Consider the following 25,494-nt stretch of genomic DNA (forward strand, 5'->3'; position numbering starts at 1 on the left):
AGTCGGATCAGGATTCCGGCGACACGCCACATACCGGCAGGCAGCCGTGGCCGGAGCGGTCACCAACAGCGTCTTCGGTTTCCTGAAGTGCTACGTCCTGCTCGCCGTGGCCCGCGAGGCGGGGACCGTCGCCGGCTACGACCCGGCCCGCCTGGCCACCTTCGTCTGGATGGGACAGGGCCTGCTCGCCGTGGTGCTCCTCTGGGGCTGGACCGAGCTGGCCGACCGGATCCGGACCGGGGACGTGGTCGGCGACCTGCTCCGCCCGGTCCACCCGGTGACCAGCTACCTCGCCACCGACCTGGGCCGGGCCGGGTACGCCGTGCTGGCCCGCCTGCTGCCGCCGGTGCTGGTCGGCCCGCTCTTCTTCGACGTGTACCTGCCGACCCGGTGGACCACCGCGGTGCTCTTCCCGGTCTCCGCGACGCTGGCCGTGCTGATCTCCTTCGGCTGCCGGTACCTGGTCAACGCCGTCGCCTACTGGCTGCACGACGTGCGTGGTCCGATGCTGTTGTGGACGCTCAGCTCCGGCGTGCTGGCCGGGCTCTACTTTCCGCTGCGTTTCCTGCCGGACGGGCTCCACCAGGCGCTGTGGGTCCTCACCCCGTTCCCCGGTCTCTTCCAGGCCCCGCTCGACGTGCTCGTCGAGGTCGACCCGCCGGCGACCCAGCTCGGGCTGGTCGGCGGGCAGCTCGTCTGGGCGGCGCTGATCCTCGCCGGCTGCCGCGCGACCCAACGGCGGGCCGAGCGTCGCCTGGTGGTGCAGGGTGGCTGAGCGTCGCCTGGTGGCGCGGGGTGGCTGAGCGTCGCCTGGTGGCGCGGGACGCTGAGGCCCGACCGGCCGGGTCGGCGGGCGGGAGCGCGCTGGGGGCGTACCGGGCGCTGCTCGGGGCGCAGGCCCGGTCGCAGACCGCGTACCGGGTGTCGTTCGTGGTGGACCTGGTCGGCAACGTCGGGGCGACCGGCTTCGACGTGCTGACCGCCCTGGTGCTCTTCGGCGTCACCCGGGAGCTGGGCGGGTTCACCCTCCGCGAGGTGCTGGTGATGGTGTCGCTCGCCGCGTTCTCCTTCGCCACCGCCGACCTGCTGGTGGGCAACATCGAACGGCTGCCCCGGTACGTCCGCGCCGGACTGTTCGACGCGGTGCTGCTGCGTCCGCTGGGCGCGCTGCCGCAACTGCTGCTGATGGACCTGCCGCTGCGCAAGGCGTCCCGGTCGCTGTTCGGGCTGACCGTGCTGGTGGTGGCGCTCGGCACGGCCCGGATCGACTGGACCCCGGGCCGGGTGGCGCTGGCGCTGCTGGCCCCTGCCGCCGGGGTGGTCTTCTTCGGCGCGGTCTTCGTGGCCACCGCGACCGTCTCGTTCTACTGGGTCGAGTCGGGCGAGCTGGCGAACTCGGTCACCTACGGCGGGCGGGACTTCACCTCGTACCCGGTGACGGTCTACGGTGGCTGGTTCCGCGCGGTGTTCGCGTACGGGACGGGCTTCGCCTTCGTCAGCTACCAGCCGGCGCTGGCCCTGCTCGGCCGGGCCGACCCGCTCGGCCTGCCGGCCTGGACGGGGTGGGCCTCGCCGGGCGTCGCGGCGGTCGCCGCCGGGATTGCCGCCGTGGCGTGGCGGACCGGCATCCGCCACTACCGGAGCACGGGGTCGTGACGTTGAACGTGATCGAGGCGCACGGGCTGCGCAAGGAGTTCACCGTACGGGTGAAGGCCGGCCGGCTGCGCCGGCACAAGCGGGTGGTGACCGCGGTCGACGGGGTCGACCTGACGGTGGCGCGTGGCGAGATGCTCGGCTACATCGGGCCGAACGGGGCCGGCAAGTCCACCACGCTGAAGATGCTCACCGGCGTGCTCACCCCGTCGGCCGGGGTGGTCCGGGTCTGCGGTCTGGAGCCGGTGGCCCGGCGGACCCGGCTGGCCCGGCACATCGGCGTGGTCTTCGGGCAGCGCTCGCAGCTCTGGTGGGATCTGCCGCTGCGGGACTCGTTCGACCTGCTGCGGCACGTCTACCGGGTACCGGCCGACGCGCACGCCGCCCGGCTGCGCCGCTGCCGGGACCTGCTCGACCTGGACGCCTTCCTGGACACCCCGGTCCGGCAGCTCTCCCTCGGGCAGCGGATGCGCGGCGAGCTGACCGCGGCGCTGCTGCACGGCCCGCAGGTGCTCTTCCTCGACGAGCCGACGATCGGGCTGGACGTGGTGAGCCGGCAGGCCGTCCGGGGCTTCCTCGCCGAGCTGGGCCGGGCCGGGGACACCACGCTCGTCCTCACCACCCACGACCTGGCCGACATCGAGCGGCTCTGCCGCCGCCTCGTGGTGATCGACCACGGCCGGGTGGTGCACGACGGCACCATCGCGGCCCTGCACCAGCGGTACGGGTCGCGTCGGCTGGTGGTCGCCGAGCTGGACGTGGCGCTGCCCGAGCCGCCGACGCTGCCGGGCGCGCCGCTGCGCCGGGTGGAGGCCGACGGGCGCCGTCTGGTGTACGCGCTGGAGACGGCGGGGGCGGCCGAGGTGGTCGCCGGGCTGGCCGGCCTGGCCACGTTGCGTGACATCGCCATCGTCGAGCCGGACATCGAGGACGTGGTCGCCCGGATGTACCGGGACGACGCGGGCCGGGGCGGCGCGGCCCAGGAGGGCACGGGCCGGGGCGGCGTTCTGCCGACCCGTTAGGGGTCAGACCGGGTCGCCGAGGTTCACCCGGGGGGCGGGGGCGCGCATCCTGCGGAAGGTGATCGACCGCATGATCGCGTACAGGTAGAGCGAGCCCATCCGCTGGTCGCTCTTCGGGAACCGCTCCCGGACCAGCTTCCTGATCCTGCGGGAGATCAACACCGAGTCGATCACCACGCCGACCGCCAGGGCCGCCCAGAGCAGGTTGGAGGCCAACCGGATGGCCGGCGGCATGGCCGCCGACGAGCCGATCAGCACGACCAGCGCGCCACCGAAGAACCAGGTGCCCACGGTACGCCGGGAGTCGACCACGTTACGGGCCAGCAGCCGCTCCGGCCCCCGGTCACGCGGGCCGCCCTCGCGGCGGAACTCGGCCGCCGCCTCGGCCCGCAACTGTCGCCGCCGCTCCTTGGCCTCTTCCTTGTTCAGCGGCTTGGTGGCCGAGGGCGGCCGGCGACCCGCCGTCGGTCGCTTCGGGGTCTGGCGGCCCTTGGCGGGGGTGTAGCCCCGGGAGCGGGCGGCGGCGGACGACTCGTCCGGCGTCACCTCGGTGGCGGACTCGTCGACGACGGCGGTGGACTTGCGGCGAAACAGCGAGGGCACGAGATGAAGGGTAGCCAAACGCCGGCGGCCGGCGCACATCACGGTGCGCCGGCCGCCGGTCGGGTGAGTCGGGTTACGGGCGGACGGGGCGTCCCGGCCGCCGGCCGGGCCCGTCCGTCACGTTGGTCAGGGCCGCTCGACGTGCGCGCCGAGGTCGGCGAGCTTCGCCTCGAAGTCCTCGTAGCCCCGGTTGATCAGGTCGACGCCGTACACCCGGGAGGTGCCCTCGGCGGCGAGCGCCGCGATCAGGTGGCTGAACCCGGCCCGCAGGTCGGGGATGACCAGGTCGGCGGCGTGCAGCTTGCTCGGCCCGGCGATCACCGCCGAGTGCTTGAAGTTACGCCTGCCGAACCGGCACGGGGTGCCGCCCAGGCAGTCCCGGTAGACCTGGATGTTCGCGCCCATCGTGTTCAGCGCCTCGGTGTAGCCGAGCCGCTGCTCGTACACCGTCTCGTGGACGATGGACAGGCCCCGGGCCTGGGTCAGCGCCACCACCAGCGGCTGCTGCCAGTCGGTCATGAAGCCGGGGTGCACGTCGGTCTCCAGCGCGGTGGCGTGCAGCTCGCCGCCCGGGTGCCAGAACCGGATGCCGCCCTCCTGGCCCGGGTCGCCCAGCCGCGGCGGCCGGGTGTCGGTCACCTCGTACTCGCCGCCGACCGAGCGGAAGACGTTCAGGAAGGTCATCATGTCGGCCTGCTGCGCGCCGAGCACCTCGACGTGCCCCCGGGTCGCCAGCGCCGCCGCCGCCCAGCTCGCCGCCTCGATCCGGTCCGGGATCGGCCGGTGGGTGTAGCCGTGCAGCCTCGGCACGCCCTGGATCTCGATCACCCGGTCGGTGTGCACCTTGATGATCGCGCCCATCTTCTGCAGGATGCAGATCAGGTCGACGATCTCCGGCTCGACGGCGGCGTTGCGCAGCTCGGTGACGCCCTCGGCCATCACCGCGGTCAGCAGCACCTGCTCCGTCGCGCCCACGCTCGGGTACGGCAGGGCGAACTTCGTGCCGTGCAGCCCGTTCGGCGCGGACAGGTGCAGCCCCTCCGGGGTCTTCTCGACCGTCGCGCCGAACTCGCGCAGCGCCTGGAGGTGGAAGTCGATCGGGCGGGGCCCGATGTGGCAGCCGCCCAGGTCGGGGATGAACGCGTGGCCGAGCCGGTGCAGCAGCGGCCCGCAGAACAGGATCGGGATCCGGCTGGAGCCGGCGTGCACGTTGATCTGGTCGGTGCTGGCGCTCTCCACGTTCGCCGGGTCGAAGACGAGCTCGCCGTCCTCCTGACCGTCGCTGACCTTCACGCCGTGCAGGCCGAGCAGTCCCCGGACCACCTCGACGTCCCGGATCCTCGGTACGTCGAAGAGCCGGCTCGGGCTGTCGCCGAGCAGGGCGGCGACCATCGCCTTGGAGACCAGGTTCTTCGCGCCGCGCACGCGGATCCGCCCTTGCAGCGGGGTTCCTCCGTGTACGACCAGGACGTCGTTGGTCAACGCAACCTCCAGCGCGCGTCGATGCTGCCGTGTGGGGTGATTGAGGGGGCCGGCGACTCGTCGCTACCCGGACCGCGACCGTTGCCAGCCGGCACGGTCAGCCGTCGCATCGCACCACCATAGCCCTCGGAGAGCAATCCGACCCGGGCAGACCGGATCGGACGTCATGAAAGGGTGACGGAGGTACGTATCCGCACTTCGGGGGCTCAGGCGCCCGGCAGGGCCAGCATCTGGTCCAGCGCCACCCGGGCGTGGTGCGTGGTGTCGGCGTCGACGGTGATCTGGTTGACCACCCGCCCGGCGACCAGCTCCTCCAGCGCCCAGACCAGGTGCGGCAGGTCGATCCGGTTCATCGTCGAGCAGTAGCAGACCGCCTTGTCGAGGAACATGATCTGCTTGTCCGGGTGGGCCAGCGCGAGCCGGCGGACCAGGTTCAGCTCGGTGCCGACCGCCCAGGCCGACCCGGCCGGGGCAGCCTCGATGGCCTTGATGATGTACTCGGTGGAGCCGACCTGGTCGGCGGCGGTGACCACCTCGTGCCGGCACTCCGGGTGCACCAGCACGTTGACCCCGGGCACCCGGGCCCGGACGTCGTCGACGCTGTCGAGGGTGAACCGGCCGTGCACCGAGCAGTGCCCCCGCCACAGGATCATCTTCGCGGCCCGCAACTGCTCGGCGGTCAACCCGCCGTTCGGCTTGTGCGGGTCGTAGAGCACGCAGTCGTCGAGCGTAAGGCCCATCTCCAGCACGGCGGTGTTCCGGCCCAGGTGCTGGTCGGGTAGGAAGAGCACCTTCCGCCCCTGCTGGTACGCCCAGTCCAGGGCGCGTCTGGCGTTCGACGAGGTGCACACCACGCCCCCGTGCCGGCCGACGAACCCCTTGATGTCGGCCGAGGAGTTCATGTACGTCACCGGGACGGTGTCGGCGGCGACGCCCAACTCGGCCAGGACCTCCCAGGCCGTCTCGACCTGCGACAGGACCGCCATGTCCGCCATCGAGCAGCCGGCGGCCAGGTCGGGCAGGATCACCCGCTGCGCGTCCGAGGTGAGGATGTCGGCGCTCTCGGCCATGAAGTGCACGCCGCAGAAGACGATGTACTCGGCGTCCGGCCGGGCCGCCGCCTCCCGGGCCAGCTTGAACGAGTCGCCCGTCACGTCGGCGAACTGGATCACCTCGTCCCGCTGGTAGTGGTGACCGAGCACGAACACCCGGTCGCCCAGCGCCGCCTTCGCCGCCGCCGCGCGGGCCACCAGATCGGGGTCGCTCGGCGCGGGAAGGTCACCCGGACACTCCACGCCACGCTCCGTGGCAGGATCGCTGCCCCGGCCGAGCAGCAGCAGCGCCGTCGCGGTGTTGGAGGGTTCCACCCAGGTCGAAGTCACGTTCCCATGCTCCCACAACGCGCACCGGATGCCGCTTTCCCGAATGTGGGCTGCCACACTGCCCGGCCCTGATGTGGGCTGCCACACTGCGGGCATGCGCGTGCTGCTCTGCCCGGACAAGTTCGCCGGCACCCTGCCGGCCCAGGAGGTCGCCCAGGCGGTGGCCGCCGGCTGGCGTACCGTCGCCGCCGCCGACGACCTGCTCATCCGCCCGCTCGCCGACGGCGGCCCCGGCTTCGTCGCCGTCCTCGCCGACGCGCTCGGCGGCCGGCGTGTGCCGGTGCCGACAGTCGACCCGTTGGGCCGCCCGGCGCCCGGGGAGATCCTGCTCACCCCGGACGGGACCGCCTACCTTGAGAGCGCCCAGGCGTGCGGGCTGCACCTGCTCGCCGCCGCCGAGCGCGACCCGAAGACCACCACCTCGTACGGGCTGGGCCTGCTGGTCGCCGCGGCGCTGGAGCACGGCGCGCGGACGGTGGTGATCGGCCTGGGCGGCTCCGCCACCAACGACGCCGGGGCGGGCCTGCTCACCGCGCTCGGCGTGACCCCGCTCGACGGGACCGGCCAGGCCCTGCCGTACGGCGGCGCCGCGCTGACCGCCGTCGCCGCCCTGGACGGCGTGCCCCGGCTGCGCGCCGCCACCCTCGTCGCCGCCACCGACGTGGACAACCCGCTGCTCGGGCTGCACGGGGCGAGCAACGTCTACGGGCCGCAGAAGGGGGCGGACCGGGCGGACGTGCTGCTGCTGGACGCCGCGCTGGAACGCTTCGCCGCCGTACTGGAGAAGGATCTGCCGGGGTGCCCGGCCGGCCTGGGCGCGCTGCCCGGCGGCGGCGCGGCCGGCGGGCTCGGGGCGGCGATCCTCGCCCTGGGCGGCCGGTGCGAGTCCGGCATCGGGCTGGTCACCAGGGCCATCGGCCTGGACGCCGCCCTCGACGCCGCCGACCTGGTGATCACCGGCGAGGGCTCGTTCGACCATCAGTCGCTGCGCGGCAAGGTGGTCGCCGGGGTGGCCGGCGCCGCCCGCGACCGCGGCCTGCCCTGCGTGGTGGTGGCCGGTCGGGTCGCCACCGGCCGGCGGGAGGCCGCGACCGCCGGGGTGACCGACACGTACAGCCTGGTCGACCACTACGGCGGCGAGGAGCGGGGTGGGCTGGAGGCGGCGATGACCCGGCCCGCCGAGGGACTGCGGGAGCTGGGCGCGCGGCTGGCCCGGCAGTGGAGCCGCTGACCGGGTCCGTCCCGGCGGGGCGGCCTACAATCGGTTCTGGACCACAGTGGGAATCAACTGGACCGGCGGGGACGTTGGCCAGAGACGACCACACCGACGCGCGCAGGGAGAATTCCACGTGACCACGCCAGCGCAGACCGACTCGACCGAGGCCAAGGCCCCCACGTCCGTCGTCCTCACCGACGTCGCGGCGCAGAAGGTCAAGGCCCTCATCGAGCAGGAGGGCCGCGACGACCTGCGGCTCCGGGTCGCGGTGCAGCCGGGCGGCTGCTCCGGCCTGCGGTACCAGCTCTTCTTCGACGAGCGTTCGCTCGACGGTGACGTCGTCAGCGACTTCGGCGGGGTCGAGGTCGTCGTCGACCGGATGAGCGCCCCCTACCTGGCCGGCGCCACCATCGACTTCGCCGACCGGATCGACGCCCAGGGCTTCACCATCGACAACCCGAACGCCGGCAGCTCCTGCGCCTGCGGCGACTCCTTCAGCTGAGTCGCGGGCGATAGCACGGCCGCCACGGGCGGGCCCGCCCCCTTTCCGACCAGGGGCGCGGTCCCGCCCGTCGCCGTCCCTCGAGCTCCACTCGAACGGAGATGTGCCGACCGAGGGCCGGTGGGAGGATTGCCGGGCCGGTAGGCTGACCGGCGCTCTGCTGCCGACCGCGAGGGATGACATGAAGATCGCCGTGACCGGCTCGATCGCCACCGACCACCTGATGAACTTCCCGGGTCGGTTCTCCGAGCAGCTCATCGCCGACCAGCTCGACAAGGTCTCGCTGTCCTTCCTCGTCGACGACCTGGTCGTCCGGCGGGGCGGCGTCGCCGCGAACATCGCCTTCGGCATGGGGCAGCTCGGACTGCGGCCGGTGCTGGTCGGCGCGGTCGGCGTGGACTTCGCCGACTACCGCTCGTGGCTTCAGCGGCACGGGGTCGACTGTGAGTCGGTGCACGTCAGCGAGATGCGGCACACCGCCCGGTTCGTCTGCACCACCGACACCGAGATGTGCCAGATCGCGTCGTTCTACGCCGGGGCGATGAGCGAGGCCCGCAACATCGAGCTGGCCCCGGTGGCGCAGCGCCTCGGCGGCCGGCTCGACCTCGTCCTGGTCGGCGCGAACGACCCGGAGGCGATGCAGCGGCACTCCGCCGAGTGCCGGGAGCGCGGCTACCCGTTCGCCGCCGACCCGTCCCAGCAGCTCGCCTTCATGGCGGGCGACGAGGTCGCCAGCCTGATCGACGGCGCCGCCTACCTGCTCACCAACGAGTACGAGAAGTCGCTGTTGCAGAGCAAGGCCGGCCTGACCGACGCCCAGCTCCTGGACCGGGTCACCATCCGGGTCACCACCCTCGGCAAGGACGGCGTGGAGATCGTCGGCCGGGACGTCGACCGGATCCACGTGCCGGCTGTCCGGGACGCCCGCCCGGTGGACCCGACCGGGGTCGGCGACGGCTTCCGGGCCGGCTTCTTCGCCGGCTTCTCCTGGGGGCTCAGCCTGGAACGCGCCGCCCAGGTCGGCTGCCTCACCGCCGCGCTGGTGCTGGAGAACAACGGCGCCCAGGAGTACGCCCTCGACGCCGACACCTTCGTCAAGCGCCTCGCCCACTCGTACGGCGACCAGGCCGCCACCGACGTCCGCCCCCACCTCCTCGGCTGACCCACCCCACCTGTCCCGCCCGGTGTCGCCTCGGTGATCAAGAGCTCTTGGTCCTCCGGCGTCGCTGACGCCATCTCCGGCTGACCCCCGAGATCTTGGACACTTGCCGTCGTATTACGACGGCAAGTGTCCAAGATCTCCTTGCCGGCGGGAGATGCCGAGCGGGGCGGTCAGTGGGCGCGGCGGACCTCGTAGGCGGGGGCGTCGCCGGCGGGGTCGGGCAGAGCGCCGAGGAACTCCTGGCCGCGCATCCGGCACCAGGCCGGGATGTCCACCGCCGCCGCCGGGTCGTCGGCGAGCACCCGGACCACCGCGCCGACCGGCAGCTCCGGCAGCCGGCGGGCCAGCGCGATCACCGGCAACGGGCAGCGCTGCCCCAGACAGTCCAGCACCACGACCGAGCCGCCGCCCGCGCCCCGACCCGACCCCACGCCGGTCACAGGCCCACCACGCCGGCCTCGGCGCGCAGGTCGGCGACGATCCCCGGCAGCTCGGCCAGGAAACGCCCGACGTCCGCCTCCGTCGTCTCCCGGTGCAGGCTGACCCGGACGTTGCCGTGCGAGAGCACCCCCATCGCCTCCAGCACGTGCGACGGTCGCAGCGTCGAGGCGGTGCACGACGACCCGGACGACACCGCGAACCCGCGCCGGTCCAGCGCGTGCAGCAGCGCCTCGCCGTCGACGTACAGGCAGGAGAAGGTGACCAGGTGCGGGAGGCGGTCCACCGGATCGCCGACGACCTCGACGTCCGGCACCTCGGCCGCGACCCGGGCGCGGATCCGGTCCACCAGCGGCGCGAGCCGGGCCGCCTCGGCCGCCGCGTCGGCCGCCGCCGCGCGCAGGCTCGCCGCCGCCGCGACCACCGCCGGCAGGTTCACCGACCCCGGGGCACGTCCCGACTCCCGCTCGTCGGTCGGCCACGGCGACTCCCAGCGGACGCCCTTGCGTACCACCAGCAGCCCCACGCCCGCCGGTCCGCCCCACTTGTGCGCGCTGGCGGTCAGCACCGACCAGCCGGCCGGCAGCGGCGCACGGCCGACCACCTGGGCGGCGTCGACGGAGAGCGGCACCCCGGCGGCGGCGCACGCGGCGGCGGCCTCGGCGACCGGTTGGACGGTGCCCACCTCGTGACTGGCGGCGATCAGCGCGGCCCAGGCCACCCCGGGGGCACGTACCGCCGCCGACCACTCGTCGAGGTCGAGTCGGCCCAGCCGGTCGACCGGCACCGACACCGCCGACCCGCCGGCGGACTCGTGCCGCTGGGCCGCGTGCAGCACCGCCGAGTGCTCGACCGCCGAGTGCACCAGCGTCGCCCCGGCCCGGCGTCGCCCGGCCAGCCCGCCCAGCACCGCCCCGTGCGCGGCCGTCGTGCCGTTCGCGGTGAAGGACAGCTCGTCGGGGCGTACGCCGAGGGTTTCCGCGGCGGCGGCCCGGGCCGCGTCGAGGAGCTGGCGGGCCCGGCGGGCCTGGGCGTAGAGCCGCCCCGGGTCGGCCCACCCGTCCGTCAGGGCGACGGCCAGCGCCTGCCGCGCGACCGGGTGCAACGGCGCGGCGGTGGCCGCGTCCAGGTAGACCGGGGGAGCGCTCACGGGTGCCAAGGTAGCGCGTGGGCAGGCCACACCATCCCCCGACGGTGGTGGACACTCGACCCCAGAGCGGTCCGGTCCGTCATGGTCGAGTAATCTGCGACCGTCGGTGACGCCTTTGCCGCCGGTGCCGTCGCTCCGCCCGGCCGGGCGGCAGCCGACCAGGCATCGCGGCGCGCTAGGGAGGCAGGACCAGGTGGTCGCAAGGAGTTCGGAGGTACGGTCGTCGGCCGTACGGCACGGTGCTTCCCGAGGAGCCGGTGGGCGTCGGGGGCGGGGCGCCGGTCGGCTCGCCGGGCTCGGTCTCGGCGCGGTGGCGACGCTGGTCCTGCTGACGGGGTGCGACGTCGGGGCGGCGTTCGACGGGTTCGGCTGGCCGCAGGGCGGCATCTCGGCCGAGTCGCGGCGGATGTACGACCTGTGGATCGCGTCCTGCATCGCGGCGCTCGCCGTCGGGTTCTTCGTCTGGGGCCTGATCTTCTGGTGCATCGTCCGCTACCGCAAGCGCGGCAACGAGCTGCCCGTGCAGACCCGGTTCAACATGCCGATGGAGTTCCTCTACACCATCGCGCCGATCCTCGTCGTCTCGGTGCTCTTCTACTACACCGCGGTCGTGCAGACCGACGTCGAGCGGCGCACGCCGAACCCGGACGTCGTGGTCGAGGTCGTCGCGTTCAAGTGGAACTGGCAGTTCAACTACCGCGACGGGCTGGGCCGGGACGCCAACACGGTCGCCTCGGTGCTGGGCACCAGCGAGGTCATCCCGATCCTGGTGCTGCCGACGGGCCGGTCGATCCGGTTCGAGGAGACCAGCAAGGACGTCATCCACTCCTTCTGGGTGCCGGAGCTGCTGTTCAAGCGGGACGTCATGCCGGGCAACATCCGCAACGAGTTCGAGGTCTCCGAGCTGGTGACCGAGGGCGCGTACGTGGGCCGTTGCGCCGAGCTGTGCGGCAGCTACCACGCCTTCATGAACTTCGAGCTGCGGGTGGTCTCTCCCGACCAGTACGACCAGTTCCTCGCCGCCAAGCGGGACGGCCGGTCGACCCAGGAGGCCCTCCAGTCGATCGGTGAGGACCCGTACGCGACGACCACCCGGCCGTTCGAGACGCGGCGCACCGAGAGCAACTTCAACAACGCGGCCGGCGCGTCGGCCGGCGCGGGACGCTGAGGGGGCGGGCATGCGTACCGAATGGAAGATCTTCTCCATCATCGCGGGTTTCCTGCTGTTCGCCACGGTCCTCTACGGCGCCTGGACGGCCGGTGAGACCGGCCGGGTCGAGTGGGTCGGCACGGTGGCCCTGCTGCTGTCGTTCCTGCTCTGCGCGATGTGCGGCGGCTTCTTCTGGTTCGTCGCCCGCCGGATCGACCTGCGTCCGGAGGACCGGGCCGACGGTGAGATCGCCGACGGCGCGGGCGAGATCGGCTTCTTCAGCCCGGGCAGCTACTGGCCGTTCGGCCTGGCGCTCGCGGCGGCCATCTCCGGCATGGGCCTGGTGCTGTGGCAGTTCTGGCTGCTGGGCGTCGGCCTGGTGGCGGTGATCCTCGCCTCCTCGGGCCTGCTGTTCGAGTACTACACCGGCACCCGGCGCACCGCCGAGCACTGAGCGGCCGGCGCCTGCCGGTCGGACCGTACGTCGAAGGCCGCCTCCCACCGCGGGAGGCGGCCTTCGACGTACCCGGCCAGAGACGGTGCCCGGCCGGCCCGAGACCCGGGCGGGAGCGGGACGACCCGGGGCCCCGGGTGAGGCGGGCCGCCGTGGGTCAGGCGGCGCGACGGCGGGTGGCGCGCCCGGGGAACCGACGTCGGTCGGCCAGCCGGATCGGCCGGAACGTGAAGGTGGCGATCACCAGGGCGGCGCCGCAGCCGGTGCACACCACCTCGGGGCAGTCCGCCCCGTGGCCGTCGACGCAGGGCGGCACCTCGAACGGCTGGACGCCCTGGCACCTGTCGCAGTACAGCTCGCGCTCCGACACGGGCGTCTCCTTTCTCTGCGGTGGCTGCCGGCCGACGGGACGGGCGCGGCCCGGACGCCGGGCACGGCAGCGGCGGAAAACTACTCGGCTGTAGTTTGGCACGCCGGTCCGACAACCTCGCCGACCAGGCCCGTCCGGCGCCGGCCCGGCTCGGGCTCGGCTCGGGCTCGGCCCGGCTCGTGGGGCCGGCTTCCGGCGGGGCCGGGCGGAGCGCCCTGTTCCGGCGGGCCGGTCCCGAGTGGCCGGGTCCGGCGGGGCCGGACCCGGGCGGCTGGCGGGGCCGGTCAGACCGAGCGGGCGACCTCGATCCAGCCGTCGAGAGCGCGGGCCGCCGCGCCGGAGTCGATCGACTCGGCGGCCCGGTCCAGGCCGGCGCGCACCGCCGTGCGCAGGTCCCCGTCGAGCGGGCCCTGGGTGGCGAGCGCGGCGGCGGCGTTGACCAGGACGGCGTCCCGGACCGGCCCGTGCTCGCCGGCCAGCACCCGCCGGGCGATGTCGGCGTTGTACGGCGCGTCCGCGCCGCGCAGGTCGGCCAGGGTGGCCCGGGGCACCCCGAGGTCGGTCGAGTCGAGCAGCGTCTCCCGTACGGCGCCGCCCTGGGCCACCCAGAAGCGGGTGGGCGCCGCGGTGCTGAACTCGTCCAGCCCGTCCTCACCCCGCATCACCAGCACCGAGTCGCCGCGGGCGGCGAAGACGGCCGCCATCACCGGGGCCATCCGGGTGTCGAAGCAGCCCACCGCGCCCGCGCGGGGGCGGGCCGGGTTGCTCAGCGGGCCGAGGAAGTTGAAGAAGGTGGGCACGCCGATCTCGCGGCGGACCGGGCCGGCGTGGCGCATGCCGGGGTGGAAGCGCCCGGCGAAGCAGAACCCGATGCCGGCCTCGGTCACACAGCGGACCACCTGCTCCGGGTCGAGGTCGAGCGGCACGCCGAGGAACTCCAGCAGGTCGGCCGTGCCGCAGGAGGACGAGGCGGCGCGGTTGCCGTGCTTGACCACGCGGACGCCCGCGCCGGCCACGACCAGCGCGGCCATGGTGGAGATGTTGACCGTGTGGGCCAGGTCGCCGCCGGTGCCGACCACGTCCAGCGCGGTGTCCCGGACGTCCGCCGGCAGGTCGACCGGGACGGCGTTGCCGAGCATCGCCTCGACCAGACCGATCACCTCGGTCGGCGTCTCACCCTTGGCGCGCAGCCCGACGGCGAAGCTGGCGATCTGCACGGGGGTGGCCGCGCCCGACATGATCTCGCTCATCGCCCACGCGGTGTCGGCGGTGGAGAGCTCCGCGCCGCGCAGCAGCGAGGCGAGCAGGTGCGGCCAGGTCCGATCGCCCATGGCGGGCCTCCCGAGCAGGGGTGGGATGCGGAGGGGACCCGGCGTCCACGCTGACGGCCCGGGCCGGACGACCACGGAGACCGGGACGGGCCCGGACCGTGCGACGGGGAACGGTCAGCCGACGCGGGTGCCGTCGGTGGCCTGGCGGCGCAGCAGCTCGGCGACGGTGTCGCCGGTGGCCACCGGGTCGAGCGGGTGCACCAGGGTGGCGTCGACCTCGGCGTACGCGGCCAGCCAGCGGTCGGCGGCGCGGGCCAGGACGACGCAGGTCGGCGGGGCGTCCGTGCGGTCGTCCTTGATCTGCCGGGCGATGCCGATGCCCCCGGCGGGGGTGGCCTCGCCGTCGAGCAGCATCAGGTGGATCTCGTAGTCGTCGACCAGTCGGATGCACTCGTCGTAGCTGGCCGCCTCGACGAACTCGACACGCAGGTCGGCGGCGGGACGGGCGCCCACGGCCAGGCGCATGCGGTCACGCACCTGCGGGTCGTCGCTGTAGAGCAGGACGGTGTAAAGACGATCGCTCATCGCTGGCTGGCTCCCACCTCGTAGCTGCGGTGCTGATCGTACCGGTCGGTTCCGGACCGGCGGCGGCCCGCCCGGCCGGACCGGTCACCCCCGCCCGGGCGGCGCGGGTCGGGCCGGCGGGTGCGGGTCGGGTCGGCGGGCCGGCGGGTGCGGGTCGGGCCGGCGTGCCGGGGGCGCTGGTCAGGCCGGCGTGCCGGGGGCGCGGGTCAGGCCGGCGTGCCGGCGGCGCGTTCCCGGGCCTCGCGGGCCTCCTGACGGTCGAGGTCCCGGTCGACCCGGCGGGCCTCCCGCTCGGACTGGCGGACCCACTGCGCCACCAGCACGGCCAGCATGGTGATGCTGACGAACTCGCCGCCGGCCCAGAGGATGCCGCCGGCGACGACCTGGTCGTCGTGGGGGTCGGACCAGCTCAGCCCGAGCGAGGGGTACCAGTCGCCGCCGAACAGGGTGGTGCTCTGCATGATGGTCAGGCCGAGCACCGTGTGGAACGGCACGGAGAGCAGCATCAGCAGCGCCCGGGCCGGGTACGGCCAGCGGCCGGGGAGCGGGTCCAGGCCGAGCAGCGGCCAGAAGAACACGCAGCCGGTCATGATGAAGTGGGCGTGCACCAGCTCGTGGGCCCACCCGTGTTCGAGGGTGTACCGGTAGAGGTCGGTGAAGTACAGCACGAACGGGTTCACCACGAAGATCGTGAAGGCGACCAGGGGGAACGTGTAGATCCGGGCGATCCGGCTGTGCACCACCGCCAGCAGTCGTCGGCGGGGCGCCTTCGGCAGGGTGCGCAGCGCGAGGGTGACCGGCGCGCCGAGCGCCAGGAAGATCGGCGACACCATGGAGAGCACCATGTGCTGGACCATGTGCACCGACAGCAGCGCGGTGTCGTACGCGCCCAGTCCGCTGAGCGTGACCAGGGCGATGCCGCCCAGCCCCGGGCCGAGGAAGAAGACCGTCCGGGCGACCGGCCAGCGGTCGCCGCGCAGCCGCAGCCGGTGCGTTCCGTAGAGGTACAGCCCGGCGGCCAGCACCAGGCCGAGGGTCAACCAGGAGTCCAGCCGGGCCTCGGTGACGACCCGGGTGACCTCGAACGGCGGCGGCGCGGCGGCGAGCCGGGCGCCGGCCCCGCTCGCCGGGCTGGTGGTGAACGTCGGGTCGAGGTGCAGCACGCTTTTCAGGCTAGGCCAGGCGAACCGGACGCCGTCCGTCGGGCCGCCCGGTGGTCACCCGTTCGCCGTCGACCGGGTCGGCCGTCCGCTGTCGCCCGGGTCACCCGGAGGGCGGTTGTGCCACCCCGCTGCTCGCCGGGCCTGATCGGGAGCAATAATGAGCCCGTGACTGCGGCCCCAGCCATTGACAAGAGCCGGATCCATTCTCTGACGCGCCCGAACATGGTCAGCGTCGGGACGATCGTCTGGCTCTCCAGTGAACTCATGTTCTTCGCGGCCCTGTTCGCGATGTACTTCTCCATCCGCGCGGCGGCGCCGGAGCAGTGGGCGGAGCACACCGAGCACCTGAACATCCCGTACGCGACCACCTTCACGGTGATCCTGGTGATGTCCTCGGTGACCTGTCAGCTCGGGGTGTTCGCCGCCGAGAAGGGCGACGTGCACGCGCTGCGGCGCTGGTTCACGATCACCTTCGTGATGGGCCTGATCTTCGTGCTCGGTCAGCTCAACGAGTACCGCGAGCTGGTCCACGAGGGCATCAAGATCAACGCGGACGGGTACGGCTCGATGTTCTACCTGACCACCGGGTTCCACGGCCTGCACGTGACCGGCGGTCTGGTCGCCTTCGTCATCTTCATGATCCGCACCACCATGGGCCGGTTCACTCCCGCCCAGGCCACGTCGGCCATCGTCGTGTCCTACTACTGGCACTTCGTCGACGTGGTGTGGATCGGGCTGTACCTCATGATCTACTGGCTCCAGTGATCTTGGCGCCGTGCGCCGCTCCGTCCCCGAGACACAAGGTCCAACCGGTTAAGGACACAGGTCATGACTTCTGACAACGACCGCCGACGCGGCCTGCTCGCGCGGCTGCGCCGCGAGCGGTCCGCGGCGCCCAGCAGGGGCCGCCGCCGGCTGGGCGCCGCGGTCCGGCTGATCGCCGCGCTCATGCTGGCCGGCGGCGCCTACACCGCCTTCGCCCCGGGCGCCCAGGCGCAGGACAATCCGCCGCTCACCGGCGCCGCCGCCGAGGGCAAGGCGCTGTTCGACGTGAGCTGTGTGACCTGTCACGGCCGTAACGCGCAGGGGGTCGAGGGGCGCGGGCCGAGCCTCGTCGGCGTCGGCGCGGCCTCGGTCGAGTTCCAGGTCGGCTCGGGCCGGATGCCGATGGCCCGGCAGGAGGCGCAGGCGGAGCGGAAGACCCCGGTCTTCACCGACGAGCAGACCCGTCAGCTCGCCCAGTACGTCCAGGAGCTCGGCGGCGGCCCGGTGGTCCCGGACGGGGACCTCCGCGCGGACGCCAACCTCGCCACCGGTGGCGAGCTGTTCCGGATCAACTGCTCCCAGTGCCACGCCTTCGGCGGTGGCGGCGGCGCGCTGTCCTCCGGCAAGTACGCCCCGAGCCTGCACCCCGCCACCGACCGGCAGATCTACGCCGCGATGCTCAGCGGCCCACAGAACATGCCGGTGTTCGGCGACAACCAGATCACTCCGGAGCAGAAGGCGGACATCATCGCCTACATCCAGGAGACCCTGAAGAACGACCAGGACCCGGGCGGGTTCAACCTGGGACGGTACGGCCCCTCCACCGAGGCCCTGGTCGTCTTCCTGGTCGGCATCGTCGCGCTCGTCTTCGCCTCCCTGTGGATCGCGGGCAAGTCGTGACCGAGCGGATCATCCGATTCAGCGCCGTGGTGCCCGCGCTCGGCGCCGCCCGTAGCGAGGTGACGGCATGAGCACCCACACCCAGAACCCGGCCCGCAAGCCGATCGACGTCGGCGACCCCGAGCTGACCCGGTTCGACATCGTCCAGGAGGGCCTGCGCCGGGACGACATCGAGATCGTCCACTACGAGCCGCAGTTCGTCCCGGGCAGCAAGGCCGAACGGCGGACGACCCGGCTGGTCGCCTCGTTCTTCCTGCTCACCGGGCTGGCCGCGACCGCCTTCCTGGTCGTCTACATCTGGTGGCCCTGGGAGTACCGGCCCGGCAGCAGCGGCTACAACTACTACACCCCGCTGCTCGGCGTGACCCTGGGCGTGGCCCTGCTCGGCATCGGCTTCGGCATCCTCACCTGGGGCAAGAAGCTGCTGCCCAAGGAGGTCGCCATCCAGGACCGGCACGAGGGCGAGGTGGACGCCGAGGGTCGCCGGATCACCGGGCAGACCATGCTCTACGTCGCCGACGAGCTGGGCGTGAAGCGCCGTCCGCTGCTCGGCATCTCGTTGCTGGCGGGCCTGGCCCCGGTCGGCGCGATCGCCGCGGCCCCGCTGGTCGGCGGTCTGATCAAGCAGCCGCACGAGAACAACCAGATGTTCGTCACCGGCTTCCACCCCGGCGAGGGCGGCGAGCGGATCCGGCTGGTCCGCGAGGACGGCCGTCCGGTCCGCCCGGCCGACGTCAGCGCCGGCGGTCAGATCACCGTCTTCCCCGGCATCGCCGATGGCGTCAGCAACCGGCACGCCGACTCGGTGACCCTGCTGATCCACCTGCGCGAGTCCGACGCCCAGGAGGCCCGCGCGGCCAACGAGCGGGTCGGGCACGGCGGCTACATGTGGGGCAACTACGCCGCGTACTCCAAGATCTGCACGCACGCGGGCTGCCCGGCCAGCCTCTACGAGCAGCAGACCAACCGGCTGCTCTGCCCCTGCCACCAGTCGCAGTTCCTGATCACCGACAACGCCCGGCCCATCTTCGGCCCGGCCAGCCGGCGTCTGCCCCAGCTGCCCATCGAGGTGGACGACGAGGGCTTCTTCGTGGCAAAGTCCGACTACACCGAGACCGTCGGGCCCGACTTCTGGGAGCGGCCATGAAGCGCCGAAAGTTTGACGTAGCAGCGGTGCCCGGCAAGGCCGCCGTCGGGGTCGACGACCGGTTCGCCGTGTCGACGCCGCTGCGCCGGGTGCTCAACAAGGTCTTCCCCGACCACTGGTCGTTCCTGCTGGGCGAGATCGCGCTCTTCTCGTTCATCGTCCTGCTGCTGACCGGTGTCTTCCTGACCTTCTTCTTCGAGCCGGCGATGACCGAGGTCATCTACAACGGCAGCTACGCCCCGCTGCGGGGCACGCCGATGTCCGCCGCGTACGCCTCCAGCCTGGACATCTCGTTCGACGTCCGGGGCGGCCTGATCATGCGGCAGATGCACCACTGGTCGGCGCTGCTGTTCATGGCGGCGATCGTGGTGCACATGCTCCGGGTCTTCTTCACCGGCGCGTTCCGCAAGCCGCGGGAGACCAACTGGATCATCGGTTCGCTGCTGTTCTGGATCGGCTTCCTGGCCGGTTTCACCGGCTACTCGCTGCCGGACGACGGTCTCTCCGGCACCGGCCTGCGGATCGCCTCGGCGATCATGCTCTCCATCCCGGTGATCGGCTCCTGGGTCACCTCGTCGATCTTCGGCGGCGAGTTCCCGGGCGAGATCATCATCAGCCGCTTCTACATCGCCCACGTGCTGCTCATCCCGGGTCTGCTGCTGGCCCTGATCGGGGTGCACGTCGGTCTGGTCTTCAAGCAGAAGCACACCCAGTGGCCCGGCCCCGGCCGGACCAACGACAACGTGGTCGGCGAGCGGATGTTCCCGCGCTACGTGCTCAAGCAGGGCGGCTTCTTCATGGTCGTCTTCGGCGTCATCGCGCTGCTGGGCGGTCTGTTCCAGATCAACCCGATCTGGCTCTTCGGCCCGTACGAGGCGTGGGTGGTGTCGGCGGCGAGCCAGCCCGACTGGTACGTCATGATGCTCGACGGCTCGACCCGACTCATGCCGGCCTGGGAGATCAACATCCCGATCGGAGACGGGTACGTCATCCCACCGCTGTTCTGGCCGACCGTGGTGCTGCCCGGCATCTTGGTGGGGCTGTCGACGCTCTATCCGTTCGTCGAGGCCCGACAGCTCAAGGACTACCGCGCGCACAACCTGCTCCAGCGCCCGCGTGACGTCCCGAACCGCAGCGGCCTGGGCGCGATGGCCATCGCCTTCTTCCTGGTCCTGACGCTCTCCGGGGCAAACGACGTGATCGCGGACAAGTTCCAGATCAGCCTGAACGCGATGACCTGGGCCGGCCGGATCGGCCTGCTGATCCTGCCCCCGCTGGCCTACTACGTGACGTACCGGATCTGTCTCGGGCTCCAGCAGCACGACCGGGAGGTCCTGGCGCACGGCGTGGAGACCGGCATCATCCGGCGGCTGCCGGACGGCCGGTTCGTCGAGGTGCACCAGCCGCTCAGCGCGGCGGACGGGCACGGCGACGGCCACGGCGAGCTGGAGTACGTCGGCTGGGTGGTGCCCAAGAAGATGAACCGGCTCGGCGCGCTCGGCCCGGCCATCAAGGGCTTCTTCTACCCGATCGAGAAGCCGGTCGAGGCGCCGGTCTCGCCGGGGCATCCTCCGGTGGAGCCCCGCCCCGAGCGGGAGGAGATCGGCAGCGGCCCGAGCCGCCACTGATCCACCCGTACCGCACCGCACGTGGCGCCCGCCGGATCTCCGGCGGGCGCCACGTGCGTTTCCCGCGTACCGTCCGGCGTCGTCCCTGGTCTCGCCGCCCGTGCCGCACGCACGGCCCTGTTGTCGGACGACGCCGGGGGGTTAAACCGGGCCAGCCGGGTATCCGTGCGGTCCAACGACCACGGGGAGGAAACATGTGGGGTATCAAGCGGCTCGGGGTGGTGGCCGCCCTGACGCTGACCGGGCTGGCGCCCGCCGCTGCCACGGCGGGCCAGGCGGCACAGCCGTCGACCCAGGACCGGCAGTACCTGCAGGCGATCCACCAGGTCAACCTGGCCGAGATCGTCACCGGTGAACTGGCCCAGGAGAAGGGCCAGAACCAGCAGGTCAAGGACCTCGGCGCGCAGTTCGTCACCGACCACACCCAACTCGACCAGACGGTGCAGGAGGTCGCGAAGCAGGTGAAGGTCGACCTGCCCGCCGAGCCGACCGCCGACCAGCAGGCCGTGGAGGACCAGCTCAACAACGTCAGCGGCGCGGAGTTCGACAGGGAATGGGTGACCGCCGAGCTGGCCGGGCACGTCCAGGCGATCCAGGCCACCCAGACCGAGATCGCCCAGGGCTCCGAGCAGTCGGTCGTCCAGCTCGCCCAGGACGCCCTGCCGGTGCTGCAGACGCACTACGAGTCACTGGTGGCCCTGGCCGAGGAGCTGGGCGTCCCGGTCCCGCAGGCCAGCGCCAGCGGCACACCCGGCCCGGGGGGCAACGGCGCCCCGACGCCGAACCCGTCGGTGAGCCCGCCCACCGCGCCGCCGGGTGGCCCGGCGACCACGCCGGCCCCGGGCGGCACCGCCCCGGGTGGCGCCACACCGGCGCCCACGGCCAGCTGACCCGGCCTGCTCCACACCGAGGCCGCGTGCGCCGGTCCACCACAGGTGGACCGGCGCACGGGCGCGTACGTCCGGCCGATCCGCCCGTAGCGGTGGGGTGGCCGGCCCCGTCTCCGCCCGTCAAGACGAGCCTCTGCTGACGGCGGCCCGCAGACGGTGGTGTACGGACAGCGGTGCCCGACGGCGGTGCCCGACGGCGGTGGGTTGACGGCGGTCCTCGTGCCGGCGACGCCTCGGTGCGGCGGCGCTGGCGACGGCGGAACTACTACCCCCTGAGTCCCTGTCGAGCTGCCCCGTTCGTGCGCCCGCCCGGCTCTCCGGCCGCCCTGTCCGGCACGGCGTCCCCTGTCCGGCACGGCGTCCCCTGTCCGGCCTTTCCGGCGGGGCGTCCGGAGCTGTCCGGCGGGGCGTCCGGGGCCTGGCCCGGTGCCCTGCGCAGCCTTCGGTCGCTTGCCCGCGCTGCCCGCGGACGCGGGTCGGGGTCCGTCCCCGCCTGGTGAGCGCGAGGGTGGGCGCTCAGTCGGCGTTGGCGAGGCCGATCGCGAACGCCTCCTCCAAGTCGTGCTGCGAGTACGCCCGGAAGGCGATGTGCGACTCGGTGTTGATCACACCGGGCACCTTGGAGATGCTGCCGGCGATCACCTTGGCGATCTGCTCGAACTCGCGGACCCGGACCACGGCGATGAGGTCGACGTGACCGGCCACCGAGTAGACCTCGCTGACGCCGGGCAGGGCGGCCAACGCCTCGGCCACCTCGGGGATCGAGTCGGTGGCGCAGTCGATCAACACGATGGCGGTGATCACGGGGGGCTTCTCCGTTCGTCGACGTCGAGCCCATGCTAGTGCGTCACCCGTCGGGTCACCGGCTGACCGGGACGGCAATGCTGCCGCCAGCCCGCCAGCCCGCCAGCCCGCCAGCCCGCCAGCCCGCCAGCCCGCCAGCCCGCCAGCCCGCAGCTAGGGCGGGTGGGGCAGGCGGGGTAGGCAGGGCGGGGCGGGACCGGCCCAGCTGGGAGGGGCGCGGGCTCACCGTGTTCAGATCATGCTGCCCGCGACCCGACCAGCACGGTCGCGGCCGGACGCACAAACGGGGCAGCTCGAAAGGGGCCCGCGGGCACAGCAGTCGGTCTCGCATTGCGCCGTGCCGGCTTCGCCCCGCCGTGCCGGCTTCGCCGCACGATGTCAGCGCCGTGCCGGGTCCGCCGGACCGTGCCGGCTCCGACGCGCCCGTTCGGCTCGTCGCGCCGTGCCGGCCTCGGACCAGGCGACGGTCGGCGGGAGGAAGCGGGGATGACCTCGGGACTAGGCCGGGACGGTGAGATCGGCGCCGGCGCGGATCGTGTCGTGCAGCGACTCGTCCGGGCGTACCGTCGCCCCGGGCCAGACCACCGTGCGGACGGTGTCACCGGCGACCACCGCGCCGGCCCCGACCACGGTCTCCCGGCACCGGCCGGTCACCGTGGCGTCCGGGGCGACCAGGCAGCCGCCCGCGGCGGCGTGCAGGTTCGCGGCGAGGTAGTCGCGGGGGGTGCCGGTGTCGTAGAAGACGCCGCGGAACGCCGTCACCTCCAGCGCCCCGGCCGCCTCGGCCGGCCGCCAGACCGCCCGGACCAGGTCGCCGAAGGTCGGCGGCAGGTCACGGACCAGCCGCCACGGCAGCAGGGAGAAGCCGACGAACCGGTGCCCGCCGAACGTGCCCGGCTCGGTCGGGTCCGGGGCAGGCTGGCCGAGCAGGCGTACCGTCTCGCCGTTCCAGCCGTCGAGCAGCGCCGCGATGTCGGGCCCGGGGGCGGCGTCCGGGGCGGCCAGGTAGGCGTCGGCGTTACCGACCAGCACTCCCCGGCCGGCGATCCAGGTTCGCAGGTTGCCGACGCCGCCGGCCGTACCCAGCGGGTCGCCCGGCTCGACGGAGAGGTGGGCGCGGGACCCGACGTGGTCGACCACCTGGTCGCCCAGGTAGCAGGCGTTCACCGCGACCTGCCCGGGGCCGCTCAACCCGAGCCCGGCGACCCGGGTCAGCGCCCGGTCCAGCAGAGGGACGTTGCCCACCGGGCAGAGCGCCTTGGGCAGCCGCGCGGTCAGCGGGCGCAGCCGGGTGCCCTCACCGGCGGCGAGGACGACGGCACAGACGTCCGGCGGGGCGCCGCCGCTCACGTCGTCGGCCCGGCCTCGGGGAGCTGCCCGGCGAGCGGACCGATGCCGTAGTAGCCGAGCAGGCGGGCGGTGGCCCGGCTCAGCCGGGGCAGGTCGTCCAGCGGGTGCCAGGCGGCTTCGAAGACCTCCGCGCCGTCGACCACCAGCGCGGTGGTCGAGGCCGGCACCTCCGTCTCGAAGACCACGTCGACCCAGCCCTTCGCGTGCACGATGGCGTTCGGCACGGCCGGGCGCAGCCGGTCGGGGGAGAGCCGGACGCCGGACTCCTCGGCCAGCTCCCGGGCCGCGCCCACCACCGGCGACTCGCCGCGCTGCAGCAGGCCGGCGGGGAGGGTCCAACTGTGGCCGGGCGGCTGGCGCAGCAGCAGCAGCCGTCCGGCCCCGTCCGCCTCGGCGTCCCGCACGAGGGTCACCGCGCCGACGATGTACTTCGGGACGGCGAGCCGGACGAGCCGTCGGCGCAGGCCCACCGGCAGCCGGTAGAACGTCCGGTAACCGACGGCCCGAGCGGTGGCGCGGGAACGGGGGATCATCGTCTCAGGCTAGTGGCTCACGCCCACCGGCCCGGCCACCGGGGGTGAAAACCTTTACTGGCGTTGGTCCACGAGGTCGATGAGCTGCCGGACCAGAGTGTCCGGCTCGACGACCCGGTCGAAGACGGCCACCAGCAGGGTCTCCAGGTCGGGGTAGCCGAGCTCCTCGGACAGCCGTAGCAACGGCAGGTCGCTGGCCAGCCCCCGGTCGTGTTTGCGCAGCGCGAGGCCGATGGTGGCCCGACCGAGCCGCACCTTGTCGGCGATCGAGATGCCCGGCTCGGTGTGGTCGGCGAACCATCTGTTGATCTGCATCTGGGCGTGCGGGGACTTGACGAACTCCAGCCACTCCCGGCGGGGTCCCCGGGGCACGCCGAGCGCGTCGAGGCCGTTGTCGGTGGCGGTCTCGGTGAAGATCTCCACCACGTCGCCCTCCGCCAACTGGGAGGACAGCGGCGCGAGCCGGCCGTTGATCTTCGCGGCGAGGCAGCGGTCGCCCCGGTCGGCGCCCAACTCGTACGCCAGGTCGACCGGGGTGGCTCCGGCCGGCAGCAGGATCTGTCGCCCCTCGGCGAACACCTGGATCTGCGCCTCGGCCAGGTCGCAGCGCAGCGACTGGAGGAACTGGTTCGGGTCCGGCGCGTCCTGCTCCCAGTTCAGCACCCGGCGCAGCCAGTCGAGCTGCTGGCTGGCGGCCGGCCCGCCCGCCCGGGGGAAACGGAAGTCGGCGGCGACGCCGTACTCGGCGGTGCGGTGCATCTCCTCGGTGCGGATCAGCACCTCGACGGCGCGGTCCTGCGGGCCGCGGACGGTGGTGTGCAGCGACCGGTAGAGGTTGTTCTTCGGGGAGGCGATGAAGTCCTTGAAGCGGCCCGGCATCGGCCGCCAGAGCCCGTGCACCGCGCCCAGCGCGGCGTAACAGTCGGTGGCCGGGCCGTCCACCACGATCGCGATCCGGGGCAGGTCGTACGGCATCGCGTGGTTGCCGGCGACGGTGTCCTTCCAGATCGAGTAGAGGTGCCGGGGTCGGGGGGCGACCGTGGCGTCGACCTTGCTGCGGCGCAGCGCGACCCGGGTCCGGGCGACGATCTCCCGCAGGTACGCGTCCCAGCCCGGCCGGTCGTGCAGGTGGCGCTGGATGCGGGCGTGCTCGTCGGGGTGCAGGTGCAGCAGGACGACGTCGTCGAGCTCGCGTTTGAGGGCCTGGATGCCGAGCCGGTCGCAGAGCGGCACCAGCACGTCGAGGGTCTTGGTGGCGATCCGGTTGCGGGAGGCGGCCGAGCGGACCCCGAGGGTACGCATGTTGTGCAGCCGGTCCGCCAGCTTGATGATCAGCACCCGGACGTCCTTGCCGGCCGCGATGATCATCTTTCGGACGGTCTCCGCCTCGGCGGCCTTGCCGTAGAACGCCTTGTCGAACTTGGTCACCCCGTCGACCAGGTGGGCCACCTCGTGGCCGAAGTCCCCGGCGAGCGCCTGGAGGGTGTAGCGGGTGTCCTCCACCGTGTCGTGCAGCAGCGCGGCGACCAGGGTGGTGGTGTCCATGCCGAGCTCGGCGCAGATCTGGGCGACCGCCAGCGGATGCGTGATGTACGGCTCACCGCTCTTGCGGAACTGGCCACGGTGCATGTTCTCCGCGATCGAGTACGCCTTGCGCAGCACCGCCGTGTCGGCGTTCGGGTGCGCCCCGCGGTGGGCGCGGACGAGCTGGGTGACCGGGTCCGGGTCGTGGCTCGGCCAGGACAGCAGGGACCGCAGCCGACGGGCGAGCGGGAGGTCCGCGGGTGTGGGAAGCGCGCCCCCCAGGGCGGCGCCGTGTCCGGCGTCGACGTCCACCTGGGACACCTCCTCACCCTGGCTCCACAGCCACCTCT

At 73.1% G+C, this 25,494-nt stretch carries 26 protein-coding genes; 13 read left to right on the forward strand and 13 right to left on the reverse strand.

Annotated features, from left to right (window positions below):
• Positions 1-46 precede the first annotated feature (46 nt).
• The 3 genes from O7606_RS00530 (at position 47) to O7606_RS00540 (ending at position 2,675) form a co-directional block, all read left to right on the forward strand.
• Complete coding sequence (locus tag O7606_RS00530) at positions 47-775, forward strand: ABC-2 family transporter protein (protein ID WP_281597001.1); 729 nt, start codon at positions 47-49, stop codon at positions 773-775.
• An 89-nt stretch (positions 776-864) separates the two neighbouring features.
• On the forward strand, positions 865-1,656 hold the full coding sequence (locus O7606_RS00535; RefSeq protein ID WP_281599417.1) for an ABC-2 family transporter protein: 792 nt from the start codon (positions 865-867) through the stop codon (positions 1,654-1,656).
• 2 nt (positions 1,657-1,658) lie between these two features.
• Complete coding sequence (locus tag O7606_RS00540) at positions 1,659-2,675, forward strand: ATP-binding cassette domain-containing protein (protein WP_281599418.1); 1,017 nt, start codon at positions 1,659-1,661, stop codon at positions 2,673-2,675.
• 3 nt (positions 2,676-2,678) lie between these two features.
• On the opposite strand, the gene O7606_RS00545 is transcribed toward O7606_RS00540, so the two are convergent.
• From O7606_RS00545 to nadA, 3 genes are all read right to left on the reverse strand, one after another.
• Positions 2,679-3,278: a DUF3043 domain-containing protein gene (locus tag O7606_RS00545; RefSeq protein ID WP_281597002.1), complete on the reverse strand. Its 600-nt coding sequence runs from the start codon at positions 3,276-3,278 to the stop codon at positions 2,679-2,681.
• 126 nt (positions 3,279-3,404) lie between these two features.
• Positions 3,405-4,760: a UDP-N-acetylglucosamine 1-carboxyvinyltransferase gene (murA, locus tag O7606_RS00550; protein WP_348651128.1), complete on the reverse strand. Its 1,356-nt coding sequence runs from the start codon at positions 4,758-4,760 to the stop codon at positions 3,405-3,407.
• Positions 4,761-4,966: 206 nt separating this feature from the next.
• Complete coding sequence (gene nadA / locus O7606_RS00555; RefSeq protein WP_281597003.1) at positions 4,967-6,142, reverse strand: quinolinate synthase NadA; 1,176 nt, start codon at positions 6,140-6,142, stop codon at positions 4,967-4,969.
• 94 nt (positions 6,143-6,236) lie between these two features.
• Between nadA and O7606_RS00560 the strand changes: the two genes are divergently transcribed.
• The 3 genes from O7606_RS00560 (at position 6,237) to O7606_RS00570 (ending at position 9,022) form a co-directional block, all read left to right on the forward strand.
• Entirely contained in the window at positions 6,237-7,373 is a 1,137-nt protein-coding gene (locus O7606_RS00560; RefSeq protein ID WP_281597004.1) for a glycerate kinase, read from the forward strand.
• A 118-nt stretch (positions 7,374-7,491) separates the two neighbouring features.
• Positions 7,492-7,860, forward strand: a complete 369-nt coding sequence (gene erpA, locus O7606_RS00565) for an iron-sulfur cluster insertion protein ErpA (protein WP_275031003.1) — start codon at positions 7,492-7,494, stop codon at positions 7,858-7,860.
• A gap of 181 nt (positions 7,861-8,041) precedes the next feature.
• Positions 8,042-9,022 (forward strand): carbohydrate kinase family protein, encoded by a 981-nt coding sequence (locus tag O7606_RS00570; protein WP_281597005.1) that lies wholly within the window; start codon positions 8,042-8,044, stop codon positions 9,020-9,022.
• A gap of 170 nt (positions 9,023-9,192) precedes the next feature.
• Here the strand turns inward: O7606_RS00570 and O7606_RS00575 are convergent, their stop codons facing one another.
• Positions 9,193-9,417: a sulfurtransferase TusA family protein gene (locus O7606_RS00575; RefSeq protein WP_281599420.1), complete on the reverse strand. Its 225-nt coding sequence runs from the start codon at positions 9,415-9,417 to the stop codon at positions 9,193-9,195.
• 41 nt (positions 9,418-9,458) lie between these two features.
• Positions 9,459-10,610 carry an aminotransferase class V-fold PLP-dependent enzyme gene (locus tag O7606_RS00580; RefSeq protein WP_281597006.1) on the reverse strand — a complete coding sequence of 384 codons (1,152 nt, stop codon included), beginning with the start codon at positions 10,608-10,610 and terminating at the stop codon, positions 9,459-9,461.
• A 193-nt stretch (positions 10,611-10,803) separates the two neighbouring features.
• Here O7606_RS00580 and coxB point away from each other — a divergent pair, with 193 nt between their 5' ends.
• Both coxB and O7606_RS00590 read left to right on the forward strand, forming a co-directional pair.
• Entirely contained in the window at positions 10,804-11,778 is a 975-nt protein-coding gene (gene coxB / locus O7606_RS00585) for a cytochrome c oxidase subunit II (protein WP_281597007.1), read from the forward strand.
• A 10-nt stretch (positions 11,779-11,788) separates the two neighbouring features.
• Complete coding sequence (locus tag O7606_RS00590) at positions 11,789-12,214, forward strand: cytochrome c oxidase subunit 4 (RefSeq protein ID WP_281597008.1); 426 nt, start codon at positions 11,789-11,791, stop codon at positions 12,212-12,214.
• A 157-nt stretch (positions 12,215-12,371) separates the two neighbouring features.
• On the opposite strand, the gene O7606_RS00595 is transcribed toward O7606_RS00590, so the two are convergent.
• From O7606_RS00595 to O7606_RS00610, 4 genes are all read right to left on the reverse strand, one after another.
• Positions 12,372-12,584 (reverse strand): hypothetical protein, encoded by a 213-nt coding sequence (locus O7606_RS00595; RefSeq protein ID WP_281597009.1) that lies wholly within the window; start codon positions 12,582-12,584, stop codon positions 12,372-12,374.
• Positions 12,585-12,868: 284 nt separating this feature from the next.
• On the reverse strand, positions 12,869-13,915 hold the full coding sequence (gene trpD, locus O7606_RS00600; protein WP_281597010.1) for an anthranilate phosphoribosyltransferase: 1,047 nt from the start codon (positions 13,913-13,915) through the stop codon (positions 12,869-12,871).
• Between the two features lie 114 nt (positions 13,916-14,029).
• Positions 14,030-14,440 (reverse strand): hypothetical protein, encoded by a 411-nt coding sequence (locus tag O7606_RS00605; protein ID WP_281597011.1) that lies wholly within the window; start codon positions 14,438-14,440, stop codon positions 14,030-14,032.
• A gap of 206 nt (positions 14,441-14,646) precedes the next feature.
• Entirely contained in the window at positions 14,647-15,603 is a 957-nt protein-coding gene (locus tag O7606_RS00610; RefSeq protein ID WP_348651129.1) for a cytochrome c oxidase assembly protein, read from the reverse strand.
• A 165-nt stretch (positions 15,604-15,768) separates the two neighbouring features.
• Between O7606_RS00610 and O7606_RS00615 the strand changes: the two genes are divergently transcribed.
• From O7606_RS00615 to O7606_RS00635, 5 genes are all read left to right on the forward strand, one after another.
• On the forward strand, positions 15,769-16,368 hold the full coding sequence (locus tag O7606_RS00615; protein WP_281597012.1) for a heme-copper oxidase subunit III: 600 nt from the start codon (positions 15,769-15,771) through the stop codon (positions 16,366-16,368).
• A 63-nt stretch (positions 16,369-16,431) separates the two neighbouring features.
• Complete coding sequence (locus O7606_RS00620; protein ID WP_281597013.1) at positions 16,432-17,268, forward strand: cytochrome c; 837 nt, start codon at positions 16,432-16,434, stop codon at positions 17,266-17,268.
• Positions 17,269-17,335: 67 nt separating this feature from the next.
• Positions 17,336-18,415, forward strand: coding sequence for a Rieske 2Fe-2S domain-containing protein (locus O7606_RS00625; protein WP_281597014.1), 1,080 nt, complete (start codon positions 17,336-17,338; stop codon positions 18,413-18,415).
• Complete coding sequence (locus tag O7606_RS00630; RefSeq protein WP_281597015.1) at positions 18,412-20,043, forward strand: ubiquinol-cytochrome c reductase cytochrome b subunit; 1,632 nt, start codon at positions 18,412-18,414, stop codon at positions 20,041-20,043. The genes O7606_RS00625 and O7606_RS00630 overlap by 4 nt, the downstream gene beginning before the upstream one ends.
• A gap of 194 nt (positions 20,044-20,237) precedes the next feature.
• On the forward strand, positions 20,238-20,933 hold the full coding sequence (locus tag O7606_RS00635) for a DUF4142 domain-containing protein (protein WP_281597016.1): 696 nt from the start codon (positions 20,238-20,240) through the stop codon (positions 20,931-20,933).
• Positions 20,934-21,449: 516 nt separating this feature from the next.
• Here O7606_RS00635 and O7606_RS00640 read toward each other — a convergent pair.
• The 4 genes from O7606_RS00640 to O7606_RS00655 all read right to left on the reverse strand — a co-directional run bounded on the left by O7606_RS00640 (position 21,450) and on the right by O7606_RS00655 (position 25,456).
• Positions 21,450-21,737, reverse strand: a complete 288-nt coding sequence (locus O7606_RS00640; RefSeq protein WP_281597017.1) for an Lrp/AsnC ligand binding domain-containing protein — start codon at positions 21,735-21,737, stop codon at positions 21,450-21,452.
• Positions 21,738-22,235: 498 nt separating this feature from the next.
• Positions 22,236-23,087: a sugar phosphate nucleotidyltransferase gene (locus tag O7606_RS00645; RefSeq protein WP_281597018.1), complete on the reverse strand. Its 852-nt coding sequence runs from the start codon at positions 23,085-23,087 to the stop codon at positions 22,236-22,238.
• The gene (locus O7606_RS00650; RefSeq protein WP_281597019.1) at positions 23,084-23,620 is read right to left on the reverse strand and encodes an NUDIX domain-containing protein; all 537 of its coding nucleotides are present in this window, start codon (positions 23,618-23,620) and stop codon (positions 23,084-23,086) included. Before O7606_RS00650 ends, O7606_RS00645 begins: the two co-directional genes overlap by 4 nt.
• Before the next feature lie 54 nt (positions 23,621-23,674).
• Positions 23,675-25,456: an HD domain-containing protein gene (locus O7606_RS00655; protein WP_281599422.1), complete on the reverse strand. Its 1,782-nt coding sequence runs from the start codon at positions 25,454-25,456 to the stop codon at positions 23,675-23,677.
• Positions 25,457-25,494: the final 38 nt, after the last annotated feature.

The sequence above is a fragment of the Micromonospora sp. WMMD882 genome, assembly GCF_027497255.1.
Taxonomy (GTDB): Bacteria; Actinomycetota; Actinomycetes; order Mycobacteriales; family Micromonosporaceae; genus Micromonospora.

Coding starts and splice junctions, on each gene's coding strand:
- O7606_RS00560 (WP_281597004.1), top strand. CDS start 6,237: ATGCGCGTGCTGCTCTGCCCGGACAAGTTCGCCGGCACCCTGCCGGCC.
- O7606_RS00570 (WP_281597005.1), top strand. CDS start 8,042: ATGAAGATCGCCGTGACCGGCTCGATCGCCACCGACCACCTGATGAAC.
- O7606_RS00590 (WP_281597008.1), top strand. CDS start 11,789: ATGCGTACCGAATGGAAGATCTTCTCCATCATCGCGGGTTTCCTGCTG.
- trpD (WP_281597010.1), bottom strand. CDS start 13,915: ATGGGCGATCGGACCTGGCCGCACCTGCTCGCCTCGCTGCTGCGCGGC.
- O7606_RS00605 (WP_281597011.1), bottom strand. CDS start 14,440: ATGAGCGATCGTCTTTACACCGTCCTGCTCTACAGCGACGACCCGCAG.
- O7606_RS00620 (WP_281597013.1), top strand. CDS start 16,432: ATGACTTCTGACAACGACCGCCGACGCGGCCTGCTCGCGCGGCTGCGC.
- O7606_RS00625 (WP_281597014.1), top strand. CDS start 17,336: ATGAGCACCCACACCCAGAACCCGGCCCGCAAGCCGATCGACGTCGGC.
- O7606_RS00630 (WP_281597015.1), top strand. CDS start 18,412: ATGAAGCGCCGAAAGTTTGACGTAGCAGCGGTGCCCGGCAAGGCCGCC.
- O7606_RS00635 (WP_281597016.1), top strand. CDS start 20,238: ATGTGGGGTATCAAGCGGCTCGGGGTGGTGGCCGCCCTGACGCTGACC.
- O7606_RS00650 (WP_281597019.1), bottom strand. CDS start 23,620: ATGATCCCCCGTTCCCGCGCCACCGCTCGGGCCGTCGGTTACCGGACG.